A 20,653-nucleotide genomic window follows, 5' to 3' on the forward strand; every position below is an offset into this window, starting at 1 on the left:
ACTCATGAAATTTGTATATTTCTATGAATGATGGTGACGGGCACTTTACAGATAATGCAGGTCACTGATTGCTAACATTCAAGTAAAAATAAAAAAGAAATTATATTTAAAAAGCAAAACAAAAAAAGGAATCAGATCTCCTTCTGATTTCCTTTTTTCTTTTATTCCCTAACCCCAACCGGAAGATAATAAGATAAATTATTCGTAATAGTACCTCCAGCCCGAAGTCCGATGGCTGAGGGCTTTCCATTAAGAAGGAAGCTGCCGATAAGAAGGCTCCCTTCTTGTCGGCCTTTTTCTGTCTGTATTGATGCTTTTGGATGCTCGATGTACTGCTGATAGACAGGGAGAAAGTCGGTATAGGACTTCTGGGTATCCGCAAGGGCGAGCCTGCCGCTCCCTTTATATATTTCAACAGTATCTCCTTCTCTGCCAAAGGCTGGCTTCTTCACAAAATCCATATTCCGCTCTATGAAGGGTTCAGCCTCGAGGTAGGTTGGCAGAAAATAGGACTCGATCCAGTGATGCTCTTCATCTGTATAAAATGGATGTCTTTGTTCATGCAGATTCCAAATAACTGCCTGAACTGCTTTGTTTTGCAGCAGGAAGGCAGATGGTGGATTGATGATGGACAGCTTCCCTTCCTCAACAAGCTCTAACAGCCAGATGCCAATTTTATTTTCTTCTTCATCTTCATCAAGAATAAGATTTTCAATTGGAAAGGTTTGTCTGTACAGGATGTCAATTTGATTTCCAGCCTCGTCAAACAGCCCCTTCCCCTTTTCAATCTGGAGCTTATGCAGCGGTATGTATGTGCCGGTTGTTTCTGAAATGTTCAGCAAGTACAGGCTTGTTTCTTTATCTTCGATATTGTCGTCATGGGCAGTAAAGGCAATCGTTGGCCTGTCCTTGCCAATTGCTTCTGCCGCTTCCTCGATCGCAGTGCGGACAGCCTTCTTTAATGCCTGTTCCAAGCCTTCATTCGGGTTTGTTACGGCAAACTCTGAGCATACTTTGCCGTTTATGGAAAACAGCTCTTTAATAAAGGTTGGTGTGTCTGCGTTAATTTCAATGCATTTATAGCTGTCTTGATATGGGATTAAATCAAGCCTGGAAATAACACTTCTTATTGCCATTGTCTCCAGACGCAGGAAAGAGAAGGCTTCTTCTGGAAAGCCCATTTCCCGCAATGTCCGGTCTGGCACTTCCTTTAAAAGCTCCCATGTTTTAAAGAATATTCGCCCAGTATATTCACTGACTTGGCGTATCTTTTCCACTTCTTCCTGTGACAGCATATGCACATCATAAAGGGCATACTCCTCCCCGTAAAGATCTGCCCAGAAGCTGTCTATCTGCGAATAGAAGCGCCTTCTGTTTTCTATGTGGCGATCCATTCTATTCCTCCTCCAAATCCTTTACATACAGGACGTATACGCCTCTGTCTTCATCGATTTCTGTTGAAGTTACCTCCATTTGGCCAACATTGGGAATATCCGTGATATCTTTCAGTAAAAAGCGAATCACATCAAAGTGGCTTGCGATAGGAATCGAAGCAAGCAATTGATAATTATCTGCTTCACGATGCTTTCTGAACTCGATATGGATGCCTTTGCCTCTGTAGTTCTTTTCATCAAGCACGGTGACATTTCTGCCTCTGTCCTGAATGACGAGAATTTCCTCATTGCCTGACATCTCATTGCATACAAGCTCATATTGCTGGCCTCTCATGATGAGGTATGTGCATAATTGCCTTGCATACAGCTCATCAATACCAACATCCCGAACATCATACTCATAAAATGGCTCATAGTTTCCGTTGCCTTTATCAATAAAATACGTCAGTTTTTTCATTTTACAGCTCCCTCATTAATAGGACAGGCATTTTGCCACAATCCAGCCAATCGCAAGAGATAATGAAAACAGCATGACGCCCACTGCCCGATTATCTTCTTTAATAGCATTGCTGATACTGAAGCGGATTGTAACTACCTCTGCCAATACGAAAACGACAATCTGTGCTACAATACCGATTGCTCCCCAAATCGCCATATCTATCAGTGAAACCGAATATTCAGCTGCTGCTCCTAATACTATTGCCAAGCCGACAACCTTACCGCCAAGGAGCAGTGCCGCACTGACATTTTTCTCTGCAATCAGCCTCATTTCATTTATTTTTGGTGTACTTAACATAAATAACAGAATACCGATAACTAGCAGCACAATTGCTACTCCTAAATAAGAACCGAAATTAAGGTATAAGTTCACGTTTACACTCCCTTTCTAAAATATATTAGCCGCCATAGCTTTTTTTGCCGCTTCCGAAGCCGCTTGATTTATTGGTTGAATCACTGCCACCGCTCACGCTTGAACTGGAGCTGCTTGATTGCTGCTGTTTCTTATAGCTCGTATTTTTAAGCAAAGAAGACTTTGAATTATAATATTTTCCACCGTAGAAATAATGGCCGTAATATCTGGAATTGCTGTCCTCGCATTCCCAGACACCATCATCATCATCCCATTCCCAATTGGTGCAGTTTGTATCATCTGGTACTGGTGGAATATCGCTATTGCTTGATGAACTGCCTGTTGCTGTTCCGCTGCTGCTGCAGCCGGTAATGCCAATAAGGACAGCTGTTGATAAAATCCCTGTCATGACTGTTTTTGTTTTCCCCATGTTAATCACCCCACTCTCATGATGTAACTATACGAATATATCTTCATAAAGATTCTATATTTACAAAAAAATAGTCAAGTTACCTAATCTATTCCTTTATAATTACTTTACAGTATTTTTTCAATAAAAAAAGGGGTGGCATACATGAAAGTAAATATTGCGGTTAACCTTCCAATTGAAAATCATGAAGTTCCTGACCTCAGGGAGGCTGTTGGCTGGGGAAGACGGGATAAGGACTATCCTTCTTTATTAGAGAGATGTAATTTCTGGGCTGGCGGCAGGGATGAGTTCGGCAAGCTTGTCGCATTTGGCTATGTATGCGGGATGGGCTTGGAACACGGTTATGTGGAGGACATAATAGTCCATCCAAGCAAACAAAAGCAAGGTATTGGCATGGAACTTGTCACAGCATTGATTGCGGAGGCAAGACAGTTCGGGTTAGGAATTCTGACTGTTTCCTTTGATGAGCATAATGCTAACTTTTACAAAACGTCCGGTTTTACGGTATCATCCGGCGGTGTGCTTTACTTGGACTAATAAATAATCCTCCAGCTCTTATGGCAGGAGGATTATTTTTCCGATGTTTTTTCTGCTTTCCAACAAGCCATGAGCAGCTTGCCCCTCGCTTAATGGAAAGGTAGTTATGGAAGGAAGCAAAAGCTTGCCTTCTGCCATTAGCTGAAACAGCTCGCCTGCGCGGGTGATTCGGTTTTCCCTGGTAGTTAGGACATTCCACAAGTCTCCACCTGTGAGTGTTTTGCTTGTATCCATCAACATACGAGGATCTATGAGCGGTGGATTGCCGCCAGCCATTCCGTAAAATACTACCGTACCGCCTACCTTTACTGCTTCAAAGCTTTGCATTAAAGTTGCTCCGACCGCATCATAGACTGCATCCGCTCCCTTAGTATCGGTCAATTCCTGCACGGAAGCTGTCCAATTATCAGCATATGTGAGCGTATGGTCCGCCCCCGCTGTTTTGGCCGCCTCTGCTTTAAGCGCTGATGACACAATAGCAATCACTTTTGCTCCTTTTATTTTAGCCAATTGAACAAGCAGCTGACCGACACCGCCTGCAGCTGAATGAATAACCACTGTATCTCCTTGTTGGACAGGGAAACTGTCCGCTACCAAATATTGAGCAGTCAAACCTTGAAGCAGAACAGCCGCTGCGTCTGTAAAGGCAATATTATCAGGGATTGGGATGGCTTTATGAAATGGGACTGCCACTAATTCGGCATTAGCATAAGGTACATCAGCGAAAGCAATGGAGTCACCAATCTTAATTCCCTGCACCTGTTTGCCAACAGCTTCTACAACTCCTGCCCCTTCGTAGCCGAGAATATACGGCGGTTCGCCTTCAAGATGATAATGGCCCTTTCTTCTGTAAATATCAGCATAATTCAGCCCGATTGCTTTTGTCCTTATTAGCACTTCATCTTCCTTCATAACCGGATGAGGCACATCCATATAACGCAACACTTCCTTTTGTCCAAATTCCATAAAGCATAATGCCTTCATTAAAAATCCTCCTTTTAAGTTCTTATTTCCTTATCTTTATTTTATAATGGTAGCATTAATCAAAAAAGCTGAATATAACTATTTAAATCATCGAAAAAACCGATTTAGAGGTGGGAATATGGAGATTAAACAGCTAAAAACATTTAAAACTGCAGCAGAAAATTTAAATTTCACGTTGACTGCCAAGCAGCTCAACTTTGCACAATCGAGTGTGACAGCCCAAATAAAAAGTCTTGAAGCAGAGCTTGGTACTCCGTTGTTTGAACGGCTCGGCAAGCGGATTGTCTTAACGGATGCAGGAAAAAAATATAAGCAATATGCCGATGAAATAATAAGACTGTCAGAAGAGGCGCATACATCTATTAATGAAAAAGCAAGGACAGGCAAAATTATTATTGGTGCGCAAGAAAGCCAATGTACTTACAGGCTGCCGCCGATTTTAAAGACATTTAAGCAGAAATATCCTGAGGTGAAGGTTATTTTCAAACCGGCCCATTCTGATGAACATGCCAGAGAAGGACTGTTAAAAGGGGAATTGGATGCTGCTTTCATTACCGATATCTCCCGGAGTGACACTTATCTGCATACAGTCCGGCTTTTGGAGGAGGAAATGGTGCTCTTTGTCGCCTCTGATCATCCACTAGCTCAATTACAATATGTGTCTCCAGAGGAATTAGCACAGGAAACCTTGCTGTTGACAGAGGAAGGCTGCTCTTATCGGACAGCGTTTGAAGAAACATTGGCACTCTCAGGGAATTATGCACGCTCCAAGGTGGAATTTTCTAGCATTGAAGCACTTAAGCAATGTGCCCTTTTAGGGATGGGTGCTGCCATATTGCCGTTAATGGCGATAGAAAAAGAGGCTGAGACTGGTTTAATTAAGAAGCTGGATTGGGGCAATAGTCTTCCATCTATTTATACAAATCTCGCCTGGCACAAGGATAAACATCTGTCGCCATTGCTGACAGACTTTATTAAGATCAGCTCTAAGCTTTACTTGTCGGGAGGCAGCATATTGGCGACTTGATTTCTTAGCCAATATGCTCTCTCCCCTTTAGCCAAGCATATATCGCGATTTAAGGAGACCGACATGATGACGCTCATGGCCAGCAATAATATAAGCAATAGAGTTTACTGTGAATTCTCCATTGTTGGCAAAGCCTGTTTTCATCCAAGATGCTTTTGGCAGCCCCTTTAACAAAGCAACAGTGGCAGCTCTTACAACAGTCCATTCTGCCAGAAGATCAGCTATCGTTCTGCTTGAAAAGTTAGATTCTTCCACATACTTTTCATCATCATACCCAGCAAGCGGTGTTTGATCTCCCCTTGCCATTCGCAATATCCGATAGTTCATAATTCGCTCTGTATCCATCACATGGCCGACAACCTCAAGCACACTCCATTTTCCCTCTGCATAGCGGAAATCAGCCTGCTCTTTTTTTATGTCTGCAAGCAGGTTCTTCGTGTCATGAAGCTGGCTTTCGAGGATTTCAATGATATTTCCCTCAGGCACAAGGTTAACATAATTACGGTAATGCTCTGGATAATCTGTAATTGCTGGTTTCAACTTTGTCACTCCTTTTTTAGTGTCTCTTAATTGATTCTGCTTTATTTCCAGTTTTTCCTTCCTCATTAATTTCAGAATACTGCTTTATAAAATAATTGCAGCAAAAAAGAGTATGCATTACTAGTGTTAAATTTTATTGAATAAATATGGTAAAAGTACAGCTTTATCTATACACTAAGCTTATTAAATTACGAGTTACCATAGGGAGAGTGTAAGTCGATTGAAAAGAGTAGATGTTGTTTATGTTTTGCTGTTTGATGATGAAAAAAAACATGTCTTAATGGTGCAAAACAGCGGCAGCAATGGTCCTTACTGGACATTGCCAGGCGGGGCTGTTGAACAGGGCGAAACTCTCATGGATGCGGCTGTCCGAGAGGTAGCGGAAGAAACAGGATTAGAGGTTGAGGTAGGCGGAATTTCTTCAATTACAGAAAAATTTTTTCCAGACAGAGGTCACCATGCTGTCTTTTTCACCTTTTACGGAAAAATTATGAGCGGGAAATTAGCTATACAGCAGCCTGAAGAGATTGAAGCTATCGCTTGGATGGAGCTAAAGGAAGCAGAGCAGTATATATTCCTTAAAGAGCAACAAGGATTGGACCAAGAGGAAGTATCTGTGCCATATTTACTTTTCCAACCATAAAAAAAGGATGGGCATCCCATCCTCTTAATTATAGCCTCTTTCTCCAAACGGCTGCAGCTCTGCTAGCCATTTTTCCTCCAGCTTGCCTAGTTCTTCTTTTTCATTGAAATATGGATCGTTCTTTTTCTTTAAGACTTCCAGCACCTCAAATGTGAAGGCATCCTTTCCATATTCCTTCCACTCAGCTGCTAACCCATTATTCGTATGTCCACCGTTTTCGAGTGTGAATTTCACACCGTTTAATGTTTTCAGATTTCGTGTGCTTCCAACAAATAGCTTGCCATTTTCACGATTTTTAATGAGATAGATACCTGCTTCGACTGGTGTTTCTTTATATAATTGCTTTAATTCCTTTTTCCTGTCCATTTTATTCACCTGCTTGGCATTATTTTTTGACCCAGTATTCGCTTCCGTCGTCTTTCCTGTCAATAAAGCCGTACTCAATCAGCAATCTTCGAATTAGTACATAGTCTTCATAGATTGGCTTTAGTAAGTCATTCAGAGCTGTTTCGCTGTATATCACTTCATTATCGATACTTTTCATAATCTCTCTTAAAATAATCAGCCGCTGCTTTTCTTTTAAAGGGAATTTTTTCAGCTTTGCTTCTGGCTGGTTCTCAAAATATTTGCGAATTGTTTTCTCTTGTTCTTCCTCTGTGATGTTATAGCGGTCATCCACTTGTTTTGCTGTTTTATGAATAGGTACAAAGCTTGGCGCATGGCCATCTTTTTCCTTTAACAGCTCCATCAATGCAAGAAAGGTTCTTGCCTGCCTTTCCTTTTCCTTCAACACAAAGCGGTGGTGACGAATCGTTGAGGCACTGCCGATTTCAAGCTCCTTCTGTACCTCTGCATCACTCCTACCTTGATAAAAGAGGCGAAGCAGATTGCTTTGGTGGTCAGTTAGGCCTGTTATTTTTTTATCAAGACTTATTAAATATTCAAAAACAGATTGATGGCTTCTTTCAATATGAAGCTTCATAAACTTTTCCGCTTCGTACAGCACATTTCCATCAGGATAGATGATTCCTTTTTCAACTGCTTCACCGCATAAAAGACAGATAAAAGTGTCCGTTTCCTCGACATATCCCTTTTTTAAGTCTTCTAGGGTTGATTTGCTAAAATAGTCTTCCTTCATAAATAAACACTCCGTTTAAAAGTTTGTATTTAAACAAACAAATTTTACTTTCGTTTGTTTATATTCTATGCATTTTTAAATTAATTGTCAATAACTCAAAAAAGGAGAGGATACAGTTCTCTGCATCCTCTCTTTTTAAGGCTATTTATTCTTAATAGTAATCTCGACTATTTCCGGGGTGTTAAACACCCTTTGTGGAATAATACTGTTGCCGAGCCCGCGATTTACAATCATTGCTGTTTCATTTTTTTCAAACATACCTGCAGTATACTTTGGCATAAAGCCTTGGTCAGGTGCGACTAATCCGCCAACAAAAGGGATTCTCACCTGGCCGCCATGTGCATGTCCAGACAATACAAGATCGATATCATGCTTTTCATATAAGGAAAATAGCTCAGGTCTATGTGATAACAGCAGAACAAAATCCTGCTCTGTCACGCCTTCTAGAGCTACTTTCAGCTCCCCTTCAACTGTTAATGCCGCATCATCGTTTCCGCTGACAGCTGGATCATCAACACCTGCGATAAGAAGCGTCGTTCCGTTCATGTGTAGCTTTTCCTTCCGATTATGCAAGATATTAATATTGGCCGCCTTTAACCCTTCCTCCAACTGTTCATAACGCCCAGACCAATACTCATGATTTCCAGTAACATAAAAGGTTGGTGCAATAGCTGCAAGCTGCTTCATTAAAGCAAGAGCAGCTTTTTCATTATATTTTTTCTGGTCAACAAGATCACCTGTAAATGTAATAATATCAGGTTTGACTGCTTTCACCTTGGTAACGAGCCGCGTCTGATTCTCACCGAATTGCTTGCTGTGTAAATCAGACAGCTGAACAATTTTCACACCAGCACCAGCTAACTTTTGTGATGTTATGGTATAGCTGCTCCAATCTAGTTTGTTATTTTGGTAATAAGAAAACAAGGCTGCACAAATGATAAGCCCAGCTGCAAGCAGCAGGTTCCTTTTCTTCATCATAAACCTCTAAGAGTCTTGTGTGCGATTTTGCCATTCTACATCAAAACCGCCTCGCAAGCTTTCCCCTTTTACTATTATTGTATAAGTATCGGTTTTATCTATATTCAGCTTGAGCTGACTTGGATTTGTTTTTATTGAGGAGACAGTTCTGTTTTGTTTATCAACAATATAATAGCTGTATCCGCCGCCATTTTCATTTTTTACCTTTACCGTCACAAGTAGCTCCTCACCCTTTTTCACTTCAATTGGTATTTCCTTTGCCCCATCAAAGTATAAAAAATAAGCAGAATATGAGTTTTTGCCGACAACCTCATTCCATTCCTTTTTGATTGTTGTATCTGGTAGGGTAATCAACAAGCACAGGATGGGAAGCACACAAAAGCTGTATCTGAATAGCTTGAGTTTTCTTGCCAAACTCTTCCCGAAATAAAGCAACAGTGTGCATGCGGCACTAAGCAGGACAGAGACAACAATTGTGTAGCTCGGCTTGAGCAAAAGAAAAAACATAACAGCTGCAGCTGTGTATGCTGGCAGCGTCCATTTTGGATAGCTTGCAGCAATCTGGCTCACTAAAAAAGAACCAAGAGCTCCGCTGCACCAAAAAAGAAGCCAATAAAATCCATCAACCGTAAACGCATACATATTCCAGTCAAAAAACAGGATTAATCCCATATAAAAAACTGCCAAAAACCCTGCACCAGCAATATCACTGAGCAAGCACGCTTTTCTATCCATTATTATCCTCCTGTCTGCTACTCTACCAATATATTACCAGATTAGGAGGAGAAAGTTCCAATTTTTTCTATTTAACTATTTTTATTCTACGTTTTCAGCATAGCGTTTATTAAGCTTTTCGCGGTGGGAATGGAAGATTTCTTCAAGAGAAATGTCATATTTGTTAGCAATAACAATAATATTGCCTAACACATCGCCAAGCTCCTCTGTCAATTCCTGTCTTTGCTGATCAACTGTTCCTTCCGCTTCGTCCGGTCTGTCTCTGCCAATTTCTAACGCCCGTATCGCTCTTGCAACCTCGCCTGTTTCCTCTGCCAAAAAACCGATGCGGATGAAAATATCCAGCTCGGACCAGCCCCGTTTTTCATAATAAGCTTTAACCCATTCTTGAAATTCATTTACATTCACAAAAATCCGCCTCCCTTTTTTTACACTATAAATCTTATCAAAAAATCTTTGTGCAAATAAGACAGACACCTAAGTCATGGACACAAAGCCTTCACTATTAGGTTTAAATGACTAAGTTTTTCATTAGAGATATTTCATATAATAGAATTTAAAGGAGGATGTTTATGAAAAACTGCCGTTTTCTCGTGGTCTTGTTCTGATGAATAATATCACAGCAAGTCTTTTAGCCGGAATCACTATACTATTCATGAGCCTATCTGTGAAAAAACTCGAAAGAAAAAAGAACCAATATACAAAGGCAAGGTTCTATTGGATACGCATAAGTCTTCTTGTTATTCCAAGTGTATTAATTATGGTCATTCTATATTATCTATCAAAATAAGCCTTTCTAAATGGTTTTTGCCATTACATAAAATATCATATTTTCACCAGTAAACATATATGTTTTTCGGAAGCCAGCACGTTCATAAAGAGTAGTTGCCCGTTCATTAAAGGCTGCGACAGTGAGGCGGACGGAGCTGCTGGTTGTTTTAAGCTGGTTCAAAATATAGCGGATAAAGCTCGCCCCCATTCCCTTTCCAGTCAGTTCAGGCTTCATTCCTAAGCCAATATCTAGACTATCCTCCACATAAACACCATAAAACAGCCCGAGGGGAACTTGCGCAGCAGTACCCGTACAGTAAAAACCAATCAATGCCCCGCCGTCATCCAACACTGCAAAATAAGGCTCTTCAAGCAGTTCTTGCATCGACTCTTCCTTATTATGATCATTGTAAAAATCATATGGCGGTTCATACTTCCAGCTGAGGATTTCCTCTGCCCAGCTTTTTGTCATTTTCGCTGTTTGCATGCTCCTAACCCTTTCTAACGTTTGTTCTTTAGTCTATCATTATGGCGTTAAAAAGGACATCAGCTTACTCGTGATGTCCTTTAATAATACGCAGCATCGTATTAGCATTTTTCTGAAACTCATAACCGACCTTCATTTCTTGTGCATTATAACCTTTTGCTGTCAGTCTATCAATCAGCTCATCCATATGAGCATATCTATTGCCGTCAAGATCTGCTGTCGGAAAAATCCGCAATTCTTCGTTTGTCACTCTAAGCAGTTCATCGATTGCAGCAAAATGAAACTCCTTATCCAGTCTGTCTGCATACGTGAATAAAAAGTGGGCTGACAGCACGATATCAAATTCCTCTTCTGCGAAGGGCAAAGTTGGCAGAGTGCACGGAATATACTTTTTAGGGTTACTAGCTCTGTCCTGGTAATAGTCGTTAAGCGCTGCTTTTCGATGCTTTAGCAAGCTTGTGACATCATTAAAGTAGTTCCAGACAAAATGTTCCTTTACTTTTTCAAGAGCAGAGGCAGTATGCTTTATGTCTTCAAGACCTTTTTCATACAACTCATCATTTCCATAGTAATAAGCTATGTCTGATGCTGTAATATCTAGATGCTGCTTTGTCCCTTTTGCAGTAAAGGAACAGGCACCTGCTGGACAATCTAGTATCCGCTTACCTTTTAATTCTTCTAAAGACAGTGAGAACATATCGATATATTCCTCATATGTCCTGCCGATAAAGATAATTCTTTCTAGTGAGAGCCCTTCCTTTTCTATTGTCCTCACTCCTTTTTTATTTTCCAGACATATTCATCTTTTTTATTCCAGTATAATTTTATGCCTTTGTTAATAATGAATGCCTCTTGTTTTCCGGGTAAACAGTCTCCCCTACCGTCCTCACAAACAGCGCATCACCCTCTTTAGGCAAATGCCTTGTTGACAAACCAGTCAGGTTGTCTAGGGTAAAATGAAAGACCACTTCAGTCGTATCAGCCTTTGCGATTTGCGCTAGTAATTTCTCAAGAACAATGGAATGACTCGCCATCACTTCATATAGATGAAGTTTATTCCCTTCCATCTCGCAGATAACGATAACTTCCTCTTTTTCCAAATAATAGATATGCTCATGAAATACATTCAAGCAATAAAACAGCAGAATCCCCCATGCCCCCCCTGTCGAAAATGCTTGAGACAACGGTTTTCTCCTGCGTGCCACAGACTCAATGAACCGAAGATCGTCTACACTTTTTCCATTGAGCTTACGAACAGTCACACCTTCTGTCTGTTTATGCTTGTATTCAAGAAAGAACTCTTGCTCTTCCACTTCTTTAAAACCGAATTTCGGATAAAAATCCAGCACTTCATTGTTAGCAAAAAGATATATTACATCTGTTTTCTCCTCATAATCTGCAAGGACTTTTTCTAATAAACTGCGAGATAATCCACATCCCCTGTAGTCTGGATGTGTCATAACTGTACCGATTTGCACAGCCTTCTTCTTCTGTCCTGCTATTAGTAAATCAATTAGATTAACAGAGACATTAGCAACAATCTTTCCGTGATCATGAAAAGAATATGGAATATACCGGTCATTCCAGCAGTCTTTTTGATACCATTCCTCAAAACTTATCCCAAATACACTGCTAGCAAGCTCTGAAAAACTTTGCCGCAAAACGTCATCTTGTTTGTAATCTTTCACGAATTTCAACTTTTCCATTTATATCCCTCCTTTACTTCTAAACTTACATATCCATTATATGACTATATGTGCAGAAAAAGTAATCTTTCGACGAAGATTACAACAGAGTAATAATTATTTCAAAATATTAATATATTGGAAATTATCTTTGAGAATCATTAGAAAATCCCTTGAAAGGAGGAAGGGATACTGTTTATAAGACTAGGAGCCTCAGCTTGGAATAATTTGCTCTGTTTCTTGATTATCACTCTAGTGAATGTACATGTTATATTATTAATAAGAAGTATGTGCGAGGAGTGATAACATGGATTTTATTGCGATAGATTTTGAGATTGCGAATGAAGAGATGGACAGTGCCTGTTCGGTCGGACTTGCTTATGTGGAAAACAATCGGGTTGTAAAGACAGACTATTATCTCATTAAACCGCCCGTGTTAAAGTTCAATGAGAGATTTATTCGAGTTCACGGCATTACTGCAGAGGATGTTATGGAGCAGCCAGCATTTGATCAAGTATGGAAGCAGCTTGAGTCTGAGCTGACAGGTCAGCTGCTTGTTGCTCATAATGCTCAGTTTGATATGAGTGTTTTGCACAGCTGTCTGGCAAGATACAATCTTAAAGCACCGCAGCTGCGCTTTGCTGACAGTATATCCATCAGTACGGCTGCCTGCAGGGGAGAAGGTGTGAGACAATCTTTAAAAGCACGCACCGCCCGCTTTGGTGTAATGTTAGAAAACCATCATCATGCAGGAGCGGATGCGATTGCCTGTGCAGAGTTAGTAATTGCCTGCGTGAAAGCGATGGATGAACGTGATCTTGATGCTTATTTAACGACAAATCGACGAATTTCAGTAAAGCCATTTTCAGCATTAAAGCCGCAAATATCCTTCAGCAAAAAAAGAACGGCTCCAAAACCTGTTAAGAAATTTAATTCTGTAGCAATTTCCGAAATTGCAGCAACAACGGAAACCTTTGACGAGACACATGCACTGTTCGGCAAAAACGTCGTCTTCACAGGGGACTTAGCAACACTAGACAGGAAAGAAGCAATGCAGAAGGTCGTTGACGCAGGCGGACTTGTCAAAAGCGGTGTGAGCGGAAAAACAAACTTCCTTGTTGTCGGTGTTCAAGATAAACAGCTTGTCGGTGCCTCAGGCATCAGCACAAAAGAAAAGAAAGCTTTTGAGCTGCAAGAAAAGGGGCAGGATATCCAGATTGTTAACGAAGAGCAATTCTTGCGCCTGATTGATGGAAAGAACGGATAGTCATAAACCGAAGCCATGCTAATTGCATGGCTTTTTCATATAGTTTTTTTCTTTTCTACTAATCTTTTTTCACTTTCTATGCATAAGAGTTTGCTAGTTTGGGAAGAATGCTAGTATAAAGGAGGAATTAACGATGAAGAAAATGACGAAAATGAATGTAACGGATTTTATTACAGAGGAAAAATTTGAGCTTCACTCCTACCTAACCTATTTATTTACACATACACAAGCAGATAACTCTGAAGAAGCAGCTGTTTAATTTAATTTTGCTATCATACATTTTTAAGAAAAGCTGTTCAAACAAAAAAAGACGGATTGCTCCGCCTTTTTTCGGTTTATATTTTTTAAGCTTCTACTTTGTTGAAGAACTGCGGTAAATGCTCTTTATGTGCTTCAAGCATTTCGTCGATTATTTCTTTCGCAACTGTGTCAGATGGTGATAACGGATTGATTGTCAAAGCTAGAATAGCTTTGTCATAGTCTCCTGTTACTGCTGCTTCTGCTGCAACTCTTTCAAAGGATTTGATCTGTTGAACAAGTCCTCTTACTGCTACTGGAAGCTCACCCATCACGATTGGTTTTGGGCCGTCCTTTGTAATGATGCTGGACACTTCGACAGCTGAGTCATTCGGGATGCCGGCAATTGCACCATTATTGATTGTGTTAACAGGCTGGATGTCGCGTTTGTCATTGTAAATGGAATTGATTAAACGGACTGCAGCATCAGAGTAGTATGCTCCTCCGCGTTTTTCCAATTGCGGCGGCTTGATTGCTAGATTTGGATCTTTGTAGAGTTCGAACAATTCTTTTTCAAGTTTTTGTACAACTTCAGCACGAGTTCCCTCGTTTTTCGAATTCTTCTGATCCTTCGCGATCATTTCGCTCGTTTTATAGTAGTACATATGGTAAGGGCATGTTAGTACATTCAATGCTTTGATAAATTCAGGCTCCCAGCCAAGACCTTCAATATTTTTTACGAATGAGCTGTTGTTTGGATCTGTCAGCAGGTTGATAACCTTATCCTTTACGCTTTCTCCGTCTACATAAACATCAAGGCCGTAAACCATATGGTTCAATCCCGCGAAATCGATGCGAACTCTAGAATGATCAACCTCTAGAAGCTTCGCGATACCCATTTCCATGCCGATTGGAACATTGCACAAGCCTACTATTTTTTTGATGTTAGAATAGCGAAGCACTGCTTCTGTTACCATGCCGGCAGGGTTTGTGAAGTTAATCAGCCATGCATTAGGGCAAAGCTCCTCCATATCCTTACAAATATCCAAAATAACAGGAATAGTGCGCAAGCCTTTGAACAAACCGCCAGGTCCGTTTGTTTCTTGTCCTAGCACGCCGTATTTCAACGGAATTCTTTCATCCTTCGCACGGGCATCAAGGAGGCCGACACGGAATTGTGTTGTAACAAAGTCTGCATCTTTAAGTGCAGCTCTGCGGTCAAGTGTTAAATGAACTTGAATTGGCAAGCCAGCTTTTTCAATCATGCGTTTTGCTAGATTTCCAACGATTTCAAGCTTTTCCTTCCCTGCTTCAATATCAACAAGCCATAATTCTCTGATCGGCAATTCGTCATATCTTTTAATGAAACCTTCTACTAATTCTGGTGTATAGCTTGATCCTCCGCCAATTGTGGCAATTTTAATTCCGTTTGTCATTTTTGGACACCTCCAGGAGTTTTAACAAGTTCATATAAATCAATAATTTCTTGTGCTAAATCCTTAAGCGTAATGGCATTCATTAAATGATCCTGTGCATGCACCATCAGTAAGGAAACCTCAATTTTGTTCCCTCTTACTTCATTTTGGATGAGGGATGTCTGGATATGGTGGGCATCATTCAATGCTTCAGCAGCTTCCTCCATCTTTTGTTTCGCAAGCTCGAAGTTTCCTTCTTTAGCAGCAGCAATTGCTTCCATTGCACAGCTTTTTCCATTTCCTCCGTGGAGAATAATCTGGAATACTGTTTCTTCCATATTAGCCATTTTATAATCAGCCTCTCTATTTTAGAATGTAAAAATTGTTAAGTATAAGCGCAAGTATTTTTAAAGCGTTTTCAAAAACACTTGCGCACTAAGTTGTTATAGTTATTAGCTTACCTTTGTGAATTCTGTGCCTTTTTCTTCTGCTAGTTTTTGTTTATCCCAAGTTCGGAAGAATGGGAAGTAAAGTACAAATGCGATTCCAATGTTGACAAGCTGCATCACTGCACCGGAAAGCTTTCCGCCTGTTGCCAAGTATCCACCGATTAGTGGCGGAGTAGTCCAAGGAATTGCAATTCCTGCTGGTTTTGCCACAAAGCCAAGTTTCATTGCATAATATGTCACTGTGATTGTTACAATTGGTGTTAAGAAGAACGGGATGATTAGTAATGGGTTCATTACGACTGGTGTACCAAAAATAACTGGTTCGTTAATCATAAATGCTCCCGGACCGATTGATAATCTGCCCAAATCCTTCATTTGTCTGCTTCGTGCAAACAATACCATCATTAGTACGAATGCGAATGTTGCACCAGAACCACCGATGTTGATAAATACTTCAAAGAACTGAGCTGTAAAGATCTCTGGAAGTTCTTTTCCTGCTTGGAAAGCAGCTTTGTTAGCATCTGTGTTAGATAGCCAGATTGGGTTCATAACTCCCCCAACGATATTTGTACCATGAAGACCGGCAGACCATAGAAGCATTACTAATCCGTAAGCGATAATGGAACCGATTAATGATCCACCTAATAGGCCAAGCGGTTTGCCAAGAACTAATGTTACAATATCATGTATGCTGTTAATACCGAAATATTCTACAATTAAACGAATTACCCAAATGATAGCGATTACAATGAAGCCCGGAATTAAAGCAACAAATGATTTGCTGACTGCTGGTGGAACACCATCCGGCATTTTAATTACCATGTTTTTATTAATGATGAAACGATAAACTTCTGTTGAGAATAATGCGATTAAGATTGCTACGAATAGACCTTTGCTTCCCATTAATGCAACTGGGATAGCGCCGCCTACTGCTACAGCTTCTGTTGCACCTTCTGCAAGGAAAGGAACATTAAATGGTGTTGCCAACAGGAAAGCACATAGTGAGATAACCCCTGCTGTAATAGCATCTAATGAGTATCTTTCAGCCAATCTGTACGCAATACCGAATGCTGCGATTAGACCCATCATATTGAATGTTGCATCAACTGGATAAGAAATCTTTGTCAGCCATGCATCGCCAAATGTTCTTGCCATGAAGTCTGCGTAGCCTGGAATTGGCAGATAACCTAGAATCAAGAATACTGAACCGATAATAATCATCGGCATTGCCAATATGATACCGTCTTTTAATGCGCCTAAGTGCCTTTGAGCAGCCAATTTGGCTGCAAAAGGCATAAATTTTTCTTCTAAGAAGGCTAAGAACTTATTCATATTTATCACCTTATCCTATTTTAGTTGTTAACTAGGTTGATAGCTGATTTTAGTACTTCTGCTCCGTTGCAAGTTCCATAATGCATCATATTGATAGAATCTACTGGAATTCCCTTTTCTGCGCCAAGCTTTTTCATTTGCGGAAGCAAATAGCGAACTTGTGGTCCAAGCAATAGGACATCTGCGTTATCGATATGGCTTTTTACTGCATCTGCGCTTTCTGCCCAGATTTTGCACTCAATACCTTGTTCTTTTGCAGCAGCTTCCATTTTTGTTACCAATAGACTTGTAGACATCCCTGCAGCACAGCATAGTAGAATATTCATAATATAATTCCTCCTAGAAATTAAAATTGTATAATAAAAGAGTTTTTTGGAATGCTTCCTAGCATATACCATTGTTTCATTTAAGTTTGTTTTTGTTTGCCGTATATGCTTTTTGCATTCCGTGTTGCTGTATTACCTTATGTCCTTATCTTAATGTAAAAGCGCTTACATGAACACATAATGTTTTTCCTTTGCCTAACGGAAATGATTGTGTCTCTTTGGAAAAAGTCTGTACCAAACTTGCAGTTTTTTGTCGGATGTTTTCAAATTATGTAAATTTCCTTATAAAAACACTTAATTTTTCCAAATTAATTTGTTAAAATAAGTACAAAGATTGATACCTAGGAGTAATCATTATGATAACGAGAAAAGATAATAAGGAGAGTATGAGCGCGCTGCTGCAAGATATTGAATCGTTGAAGCTGAAGCTGATTAAATCAGGCAGCGATAAAGGACTTAATGATCCGGGAACACTTCAGATCAGTGAACAGCTTGATACGTATATCGTCAAGTATCAGCGGCTCGCTGCCCAGAAATCAGCACTATGACTAAAGCCAAGCCGTAGTATGAGAAGCTGCCCCCTATGGACGGAAGCTTATCCGGCTTGCTATGCCTGCGGTGTCAGCAGAATGCAACCACAGATACTCTCTTAACAGCTTTTAGCGTTATCTCCTTAATAAAAACCGGCCTTCGTAATGGTGGCCGGTTTATTCTTTACCGATATAAATTAAGCATGTCTTTAACAGCTGCCGCTGCTGCTCCTCTAGGATGGGAAGCGCCGCCAATACAGCAAATCGTACCCATTTCTTCTGTGTGAAACAAGATGCCTTTGTTTGTTCCTTTCACATTAATCAGCGGGTTATCTGCAAAAATAACTTCAGGCTTTACTTGAATAGACACTTTGCCATTGATGGTTCTTGCACTGGCGACAAGCTTAATATCATTGCCGTTTATTTTAGCATATTGCATATCGCCCTTTGTTACCTTTTCAATGCCTTCAATGCTAATATCCTTTAACGTCCATGTTTTATTAAACAGACCGTTTGCGAGCAGCAGTATTTTGCAGGCACTGTCATATCCTTGGACGTCAAGTGCTGGGTTTGCCTCGGCAATCCCTTTTTCTTGGGCCAGCTCCAGAGCCTTCTCAAAGGAAAGATTAGCATCTGACATACTTGTTAAAATGAAATTAGAGGTGCCGTTCAGGATGCCTTCTATCCCGGTAATCTGACTGCCTGCGAGACTGTATTCACCAATATCCAGAGTCGGAAGAGCTGCAGCTGTTGCGCCGCTGTATTTGATGCGGCAGCCGTTATTGTCAGCAAGCTGCTTCAATTCAGGCAAAGCATGAACAAGCGCGCCTTTGCTCACTGAAATAATGTCCATATTCTCCTTTAAAGCAGCTTTTATATAGGACAATGCCGGTTCACCTGTTTCCAGATTGGTTGGGGAGCATTCAATCAATACGTCACCTTTCATTTGCGCTGTTGCCAATGGCACCTGCTTGTATTGGGCATACTGCTTGAGAGCTTGTGATCCTTTGCCGAAGGACAGCAATGTTTCTAAGTCTAATCCAGCTTCCTCGTAAATCATTCCTTGTGACCCGATAATGCCAGTAATTTTGCTAGAAAAACCATAGGTATCCTGATATCTCTTATTGTGCTCCTTAATTATCTTTACTATTTCCTTCGCAACCGTTCCGTACCCTGTTATGATTATTTTTCTTTCTTCCATGGCAGATCCTTCCCTCGTTTCTTGTTCAGCGTTTTTTTACTTAATTCTTGATGAAAGAGTATTTATCCTTTTTTCCTTTCATAAAATCCTTTTGAAACAGAAAAAAGGCCCGCAGCTGCAAGCCTCCCGAATATTTCCCTCTTATAGATACTTGCGGTGCAATGCCTTTCCATCATAGGTGTACAGCATATTTTTGTCCTCAACAATCGTTTCCATATGAACATTTCTGCCCCAAAGCTGATGTATATATGGAAGAACCTTTTCCAAATACTTAAGGTCCAGCTCAATCCCCTCATAGCCATGCTTTAAGTACAGCTCGCCGTTCTTTAAGTAATCGCCGTCATTAACAGTGATATAAGGAAAGCCTCCATTGACTCTCATGCTGACAAGCTGATCTCTTACCTGTTCCCAGCCTTTATCAACAATTTTGTATTCTCTGCCTTGCTTTTGGAATAAATACATGTCTTCCCTTGTTACTAAATCCTTCGTTAAATAGTTCCGCAAAAAGGAAATATCGGATTCAATTTCTCTGACCTCAAACATCTTCTCTCTGCCTGAGTTTGGCTTAACGCCTCTCTTTTTCATTTCCTCTGTCGGATTATTGTAACGCTCTTCAATGTCCTCAAATATCTTCAGACCAAGATAATAAGGATTAATTCCCGTTTTTGACGGCTGCACAACACCTGCGTTCAGCTTGGCGAATTCAATAGCCTCTGAGCTCGTTAAATCAAGCTCCCGAACGATTCGCTGATGCCAATAGGAAGCCCAGCCTTCATTCATAATTTTCGTTTCAAGCTGTGGCCAGAAATACAGCATTTCTTCTCTCATCATTGTTAAAATATCACGCTGCCAGTCTGTCAGCTCTCTGCTGAAGCTTTCGATAAACAGCATAAGATCCTTTTCAGGCTGCGGAGGAAATTTCTTAATGATTTTCTTTTTTTCCTTCTTTGGCTTATTGCGGGAATCCAAGCCCCATAAATCATCATATGGCGTTTCTACCGTTTCTTCCACTTCCTCAAATTCTACATCATCCATTGTCCAAGCAAGCTTCGGTCTCATTAAGCTTGGATCGATATGCTCTTCAATGGCAAGAACTGCATCAAGAAATGTTTCCACTTCATGCTTGCCATACAGTATTTCATATTGGCGGACACGGTCGGCAGTGGCTGCCATGCTTTCAACCATTTCCCGCTTCGTATTTTGAAAGCGGACATTGTTCTTAAAGAAATCACAATGAGCCAATACATGGGCAACAATCAGCTTATTATTGATAAGTGAATTGCTGTCGAGCAAAAAAGCATAGCAAGGATCAGAATTAATCACAAGCTCATATATTTTAGACAAGCCTAAATCATAATGAAGCTTCATCTTATGAAATTGCTTGCCAAAGCTCCAATGGGAAAAACGTGTAGGCATGCCGTAGGCGCCGAATGTGTAAATGATATCTGCAGGACAAATTTCATACCTCATCGGGTAGAAGTCCAACCCAAAGCCAGTGGCGATTTCTGTAATTTCTTCGATGGCGTATTGAAGTTCCTTTTGCTCTACTTCATTCATTCCGTTCTCTCCCTTCACCGTCTTAAATTAATGTATGAGCGAAATCGCAGAATGATGAGTTATTTCACTGTTTTTAAAAAGTGGAAAAAAATTCTTGCAAGCAATTACTCAAAAAAATATTTTGCCAAACTAAAGAAAAA

Annotated in this window: 25 protein-coding genes and 1 pseudogene; 6 read left to right on the forward strand and 20 right to left on the reverse strand. The window is 40.4% G+C overall.

Translation table 11 applies throughout. The features are described from left to right. Nucleotides 1-161: 161 nt before the first annotated feature. From LXM54_RS14220 to LXM54_RS14235, 4 genes are read right to left on the reverse strand one after another with little or no spacing between them, the layout of a single operon-like run. Complete coding sequence (locus tag LXM54_RS14220) at nt 162-1,394, reverse strand: glutathionylspermidine synthase family protein (protein WP_233315867.1); 1,233 nt, start codon at nt 1,392-1,394, stop codon at nt 162-164. A 1-nt stretch (nt 1,395) separates the two neighbouring features. Continuing rightward, the gene (locus tag LXM54_RS14225; RefSeq protein ID WP_233315868.1) at nt 1,396-1,851 is read right to left on the reverse strand and encodes an RNA helicase; all 456 of its coding nucleotides are present in this window, start codon (nt 1,849-1,851) and stop codon (nt 1,396-1,398) included. Nucleotides 1,852-1,866: 15 nt separating this feature from the next. Next, nucleotides 1,867-2,265: a DUF350 domain-containing protein gene (locus LXM54_RS14230; protein ID WP_233315869.1), complete on the reverse strand. Its 399-nt coding sequence runs from the start codon at nt 2,263-2,265 to the stop codon at nt 1,867-1,869. 25 nt (nt 2,266-2,290) lie between these two features. Beyond that, on the reverse strand, nt 2,291-2,674 hold the full coding sequence (locus LXM54_RS14235) for an aminotransferase yhxA (protein ID WP_233315870.1): 384 nt from the start codon (nt 2,672-2,674) through the stop codon (nt 2,291-2,293). A gap of 144 nt (nt 2,675-2,818) precedes the next feature. Here LXM54_RS14235 and LXM54_RS14240 point away from each other — a divergent pair, with 144 nt between their 5' ends. Then, nucleotides 2,819-3,211 carry a GNAT family N-acetyltransferase gene (locus LXM54_RS14240; protein WP_233315871.1) on the forward strand — a complete coding sequence of 131 codons (393 nt, stop codon included), beginning with the start codon at nt 2,819-2,821 and terminating at the stop codon, nt 3,209-3,211. An 18-nt stretch (nt 3,212-3,229) separates the two neighbouring features. Here the strand turns inward: LXM54_RS14240 and LXM54_RS14245 are convergent, their stop codons facing one another. Next, the gene (locus LXM54_RS14245; RefSeq protein WP_233315872.1) at nt 3,230-4,195 is read right to left on the reverse strand and encodes a quinone oxidoreductase family protein; all 966 of its coding nucleotides are present in this window, start codon (nt 4,193-4,195) and stop codon (nt 3,230-3,232) included. Between the two features lie 118 nt (nt 4,196-4,313). On the opposite strand from LXM54_RS14245, the gene LXM54_RS14250 reads away from it, so the two are divergent. Further along, nucleotides 4,314-5,222 carry a LysR family transcriptional regulator gene (locus tag LXM54_RS14250; protein WP_233315873.1) on the forward strand — a complete coding sequence of 303 codons (909 nt, stop codon included), beginning with the start codon at nt 4,314-4,316 and terminating at the stop codon, nt 5,220-5,222. Nucleotides 5,223-5,249: 27 nt separating this feature from the next. Here the strand turns inward: LXM54_RS14250 and LXM54_RS14255 are convergent, their stop codons facing one another. Then, on the reverse strand, nt 5,250-5,762 hold the full coding sequence (locus LXM54_RS14255) for a DinB family protein (protein WP_233315874.1): 513 nt from the start codon (nt 5,760-5,762) through the stop codon (nt 5,250-5,252). A gap of 220 nt (nt 5,763-5,982) precedes the next feature. On the opposite strand from LXM54_RS14255, the gene LXM54_RS14260 reads away from it, so the two are divergent. Next, complete coding sequence (locus LXM54_RS14260) at nt 5,983-6,405, forward strand: NUDIX hydrolase (protein WP_233315875.1); 423 nt, start codon at nt 5,983-5,985, stop codon at nt 6,403-6,405. Between the two features lie 24 nt (nt 6,406-6,429). On the opposite strand, the gene LXM54_RS14265 is transcribed toward LXM54_RS14260, so the two are convergent. The 8 genes from LXM54_RS14265 to LXM54_RS14300 form a co-directional block, all read right to left on the reverse strand. Next, complete coding sequence (locus LXM54_RS14265; RefSeq protein WP_233315876.1) at nt 6,430-6,771, reverse strand: GIY-YIG nuclease family protein; 342 nt, start codon at nt 6,769-6,771, stop codon at nt 6,430-6,432. A 19-nt stretch (nt 6,772-6,790) separates the two neighbouring features. Then, nucleotides 6,791-7,543, reverse strand: a complete 753-nt coding sequence (locus tag LXM54_RS14270; RefSeq protein ID WP_233315877.1) for a DUF2087 domain-containing protein — start codon at nt 7,541-7,543, stop codon at nt 6,791-6,793. Nucleotides 7,544-7,684: 141 nt separating this feature from the next. Continuing rightward, nucleotides 7,685-8,521 carry a metallophosphoesterase gene (locus tag LXM54_RS14275; RefSeq protein ID WP_233315878.1) on the reverse strand — a complete coding sequence of 279 codons (837 nt, stop codon included), beginning with the start codon at nt 8,519-8,521 and terminating at the stop codon, nt 7,685-7,687. 6 nt (nt 8,522-8,527) lie between these two features. Further along, nucleotides 8,528-9,256, reverse strand: coding sequence for a hypothetical protein (locus LXM54_RS14280; RefSeq protein ID WP_233315879.1), 729 nt, complete (start codon nt 9,254-9,256; stop codon nt 8,528-8,530). 81 nt (nt 9,257-9,337) lie between these two features. Next, nucleotides 9,338-9,664, reverse strand: coding sequence for a MazG-like family protein (locus LXM54_RS14285; RefSeq protein WP_233315880.1), 327 nt, complete (start codon nt 9,662-9,664; stop codon nt 9,338-9,340). Nucleotides 9,665-10,052: 388 nt separating this feature from the next. Continuing rightward, nucleotides 10,053-10,514 (reverse strand): GNAT family N-acetyltransferase, encoded by a 462-nt coding sequence (locus LXM54_RS14290; protein ID WP_233315881.1) that lies wholly within the window; start codon nt 10,512-10,514, stop codon nt 10,053-10,055. Between the two features lie 64 nt (nt 10,515-10,578). Further along, nucleotides 10,579-11,289, reverse strand: a complete 711-nt coding sequence (locus LXM54_RS14295) for a class I SAM-dependent methyltransferase (RefSeq protein WP_233315882.1) — start codon at nt 11,287-11,289, stop codon at nt 10,579-10,581. A 49-nt stretch (nt 11,290-11,338) separates the two neighbouring features. Continuing rightward, the gene (locus LXM54_RS14300; protein ID WP_233315883.1) at nt 11,339-12,220 is read right to left on the reverse strand and encodes a GNAT family N-acetyltransferase; all 882 of its coding nucleotides are present in this window, start codon (nt 12,218-12,220) and stop codon (nt 11,339-11,341) included. A 286-nt stretch (nt 12,221-12,506) separates the two neighbouring features. Between LXM54_RS14300 and LXM54_RS14305 the strand changes: the two genes are divergently transcribed. Then, nucleotides 12,507-13,466 carry an exonuclease domain-containing protein gene (locus tag LXM54_RS14305; protein ID WP_233315884.1) on the forward strand — a complete coding sequence of 320 codons (960 nt, stop codon included), beginning with the start codon at nt 12,507-12,509 and terminating at the stop codon, nt 13,464-13,466. Between the two features lie 133 nt (nt 13,467-13,599). Then, entirely contained in the window at nt 13,600-13,725 is a 126-nt protein-coding gene (locus LXM54_RS28030; protein ID WP_267913402.1) for a hypothetical protein, read from the forward strand. Between the two features lie 85 nt (nt 13,726-13,810). Here the strand turns inward: LXM54_RS28030 and LXM54_RS14310 are convergent, their stop codons facing one another. From LXM54_RS14310 to LXM54_RS14325, 4 genes are all read right to left on the reverse strand, one after another. Beyond that, nucleotides 13,811-15,139 carry a 6-phospho-beta-glucosidase gene (locus tag LXM54_RS14310; protein WP_233315885.1) on the reverse strand — a complete coding sequence of 443 codons (1,329 nt, stop codon included), beginning with the start codon at nt 15,137-15,139 and terminating at the stop codon, nt 13,811-13,813. After that, entirely contained in the window at nt 15,136-15,465 is a 330-nt protein-coding gene (locus LXM54_RS14315; RefSeq protein ID WP_127739042.1) for a PTS lactose/cellobiose transporter subunit IIA, read from the reverse strand. Before LXM54_RS14315 ends, LXM54_RS14310 begins: the two co-directional genes overlap by 4 nt. Before the next feature lie 105 nt (nt 15,466-15,570). After that, nucleotides 15,571-16,899, reverse strand: a complete 1,329-nt coding sequence (gene celB / locus LXM54_RS14320) for a PTS cellobiose transporter subunit IIC (protein WP_233315886.1) — start codon at nt 16,897-16,899, stop codon at nt 15,571-15,573. Nucleotides 16,900-16,919: 20 nt separating this feature from the next. After that, the gene (locus LXM54_RS14325) at nt 16,920-17,225 is read right to left on the reverse strand and encodes a PTS sugar transporter subunit IIB (protein WP_127739040.1); all 306 of its coding nucleotides are present in this window, start codon (nt 17,223-17,225) and stop codon (nt 16,920-16,922) included. Between the two features lie 356 nt (nt 17,226-17,581). On the opposite strand from LXM54_RS14325, the gene LXM54_RS14330 reads away from it, so the two are divergent. Then, on the forward strand, nt 17,582-17,773 hold the full coding sequence (locus LXM54_RS14330) for an aspartyl-phosphate phosphatase Spo0E family protein (protein WP_233315887.1): 192 nt from the start codon (nt 17,582-17,584) through the stop codon (nt 17,771-17,773). 166 nt (nt 17,774-17,939) lie between these two features. Here the strand turns inward: LXM54_RS14330 and LXM54_RS14335 are convergent. Together LXM54_RS14335 and LXM54_RS14340 are read right to left on the reverse strand one after the other, a co-directional pair. After that, a pseudogene (locus tag LXM54_RS14335) lies at nt 17,940-18,959 on the reverse strand (homoserine dehydrogenase); the annotation flags it as partial. A 138-nt stretch (nt 18,960-19,097) separates the two neighbouring features. Continuing rightward, nucleotides 19,098-20,513, reverse strand: coding sequence for a SpoVR family protein (locus tag LXM54_RS14340; RefSeq protein ID WP_233315889.1), 1,416 nt, complete (start codon nt 20,511-20,513; stop codon nt 19,098-19,100). Nucleotides 20,514-20,653: the final 140 nt, after the last annotated feature.

The organism is Bacillus sp. Au-Bac7 (genome assembly GCF_021341655.1).
Taxonomy (GTDB): Bacteria; Bacillota; Bacilli; order Bacillales; family Cytobacillaceae; genus Niallia.

Coding starts and splice junctions, on each gene's coding strand:
- LXM54_RS14220 (WP_233315867.1), bottom strand. CDS start 1,394: ATGGATCGCCACATAGAAAACAGAAGGCGCTTCTATTCGCAGATAGAC.
- LXM54_RS14225 (WP_233315868.1), bottom strand. CDS start 1,851: ATGAAAAAACTGACGTATTTTATTGATAAAGGCAACGGAAACTATGAG.
- LXM54_RS14235 (WP_233315870.1), bottom strand. CDS start 2,674: ATGGGGAAAACAAAAACAGTCATGACAGGGATTTTATCAACAGCTGTC.
- LXM54_RS14240 (WP_233315871.1), top strand. CDS start 2,819: ATGAAAGTAAATATTGCGGTTAACCTTCCAATTGAAAATCATGAAGTT.
- LXM54_RS14245 (WP_233315872.1), bottom strand. CDS start 4,195: ATGAAGGCATTATGCTTTATGGAATTTGGACAAAAGGAAGTGTTGCGT.
- LXM54_RS14250 (WP_233315873.1), top strand. CDS start 4,314: ATGGAGATTAAACAGCTAAAAACATTTAAAACTGCAGCAGAAAATTTA.
- LXM54_RS14265 (WP_233315876.1), bottom strand. CDS start 6,771: ATGGACAGGAAAAAGGAATTAAAGCAATTATATAAAGAAACACCAGTC.
- LXM54_RS14270 (WP_233315877.1), bottom strand. CDS start 7,543: ATGAAGGAAGACTATTTTAGCAAATCAACCCTAGAAGACTTAAAAAAG.
- LXM54_RS14275 (WP_233315878.1), bottom strand. CDS start 8,521: ATGATGAAGAAAAGGAACCTGCTGCTTGCAGCTGGGCTTATCATTTGT.
- LXM54_RS14280 (WP_233315879.1), bottom strand. CDS start 9,256: ATGGATAGAAAAGCGTGCTTGCTCAGTGATATTGCTGGTGCAGGGTTT.
- LXM54_RS14290 (WP_233315881.1), bottom strand. CDS start 10,514: ATGCAAACAGCGAAAATGACAAAAAGCTGGGCAGAGGAAATCCTCAGC.
- LXM54_RS14300 (WP_233315883.1), bottom strand. CDS start 12,220: ATGGAAAAGTTGAAATTCGTGAAAGATTACAAACAAGATGACGTTTTG.
- LXM54_RS14305 (WP_233315884.1), top strand. CDS start 12,507: ATGGATTTTATTGCGATAGATTTTGAGATTGCGAATGAAGAGATGGAC.
- LXM54_RS28030 (WP_267913402.1), top strand. CDS start 13,600: ATGAAGAAAATGACGAAAATGAATGTAACGGATTTTATTACAGAGGAA.
- LXM54_RS14310 (WP_233315885.1), bottom strand. CDS start 15,139: ATGACAAACGGAATTAAAATTGCCACAATTGGCGGAGGATCAAGCTAT.
- LXM54_RS14315 (WP_127739042.1), bottom strand. CDS start 15,465: ATGGCTAATATGGAAGAAACAGTATTCCAGATTATTCTCCACGGAGGA.
- celB (WP_233315886.1), bottom strand. CDS start 16,899: ATGAATAAGTTCTTAGCCTTCTTAGAAGAAAAATTTATGCCTTTTGCA.
- LXM54_RS14325 (WP_127739040.1), bottom strand. CDS start 17,225: ATGAATATTCTACTATGCTGTGCTGCAGGGATGTCTACAAGTCTATTG.
- LXM54_RS14330 (WP_233315887.1), top strand. CDS start 17,582: ATGATAACGAGAAAAGATAATAAGGAGAGTATGAGCGCGCTGCTGCAA.
- LXM54_RS14340 (WP_233315889.1), bottom strand. CDS start 20,513: ATGAATGAAGTAGAGCAAAAGGAACTTCAATACGCCATCGAAGAAATT.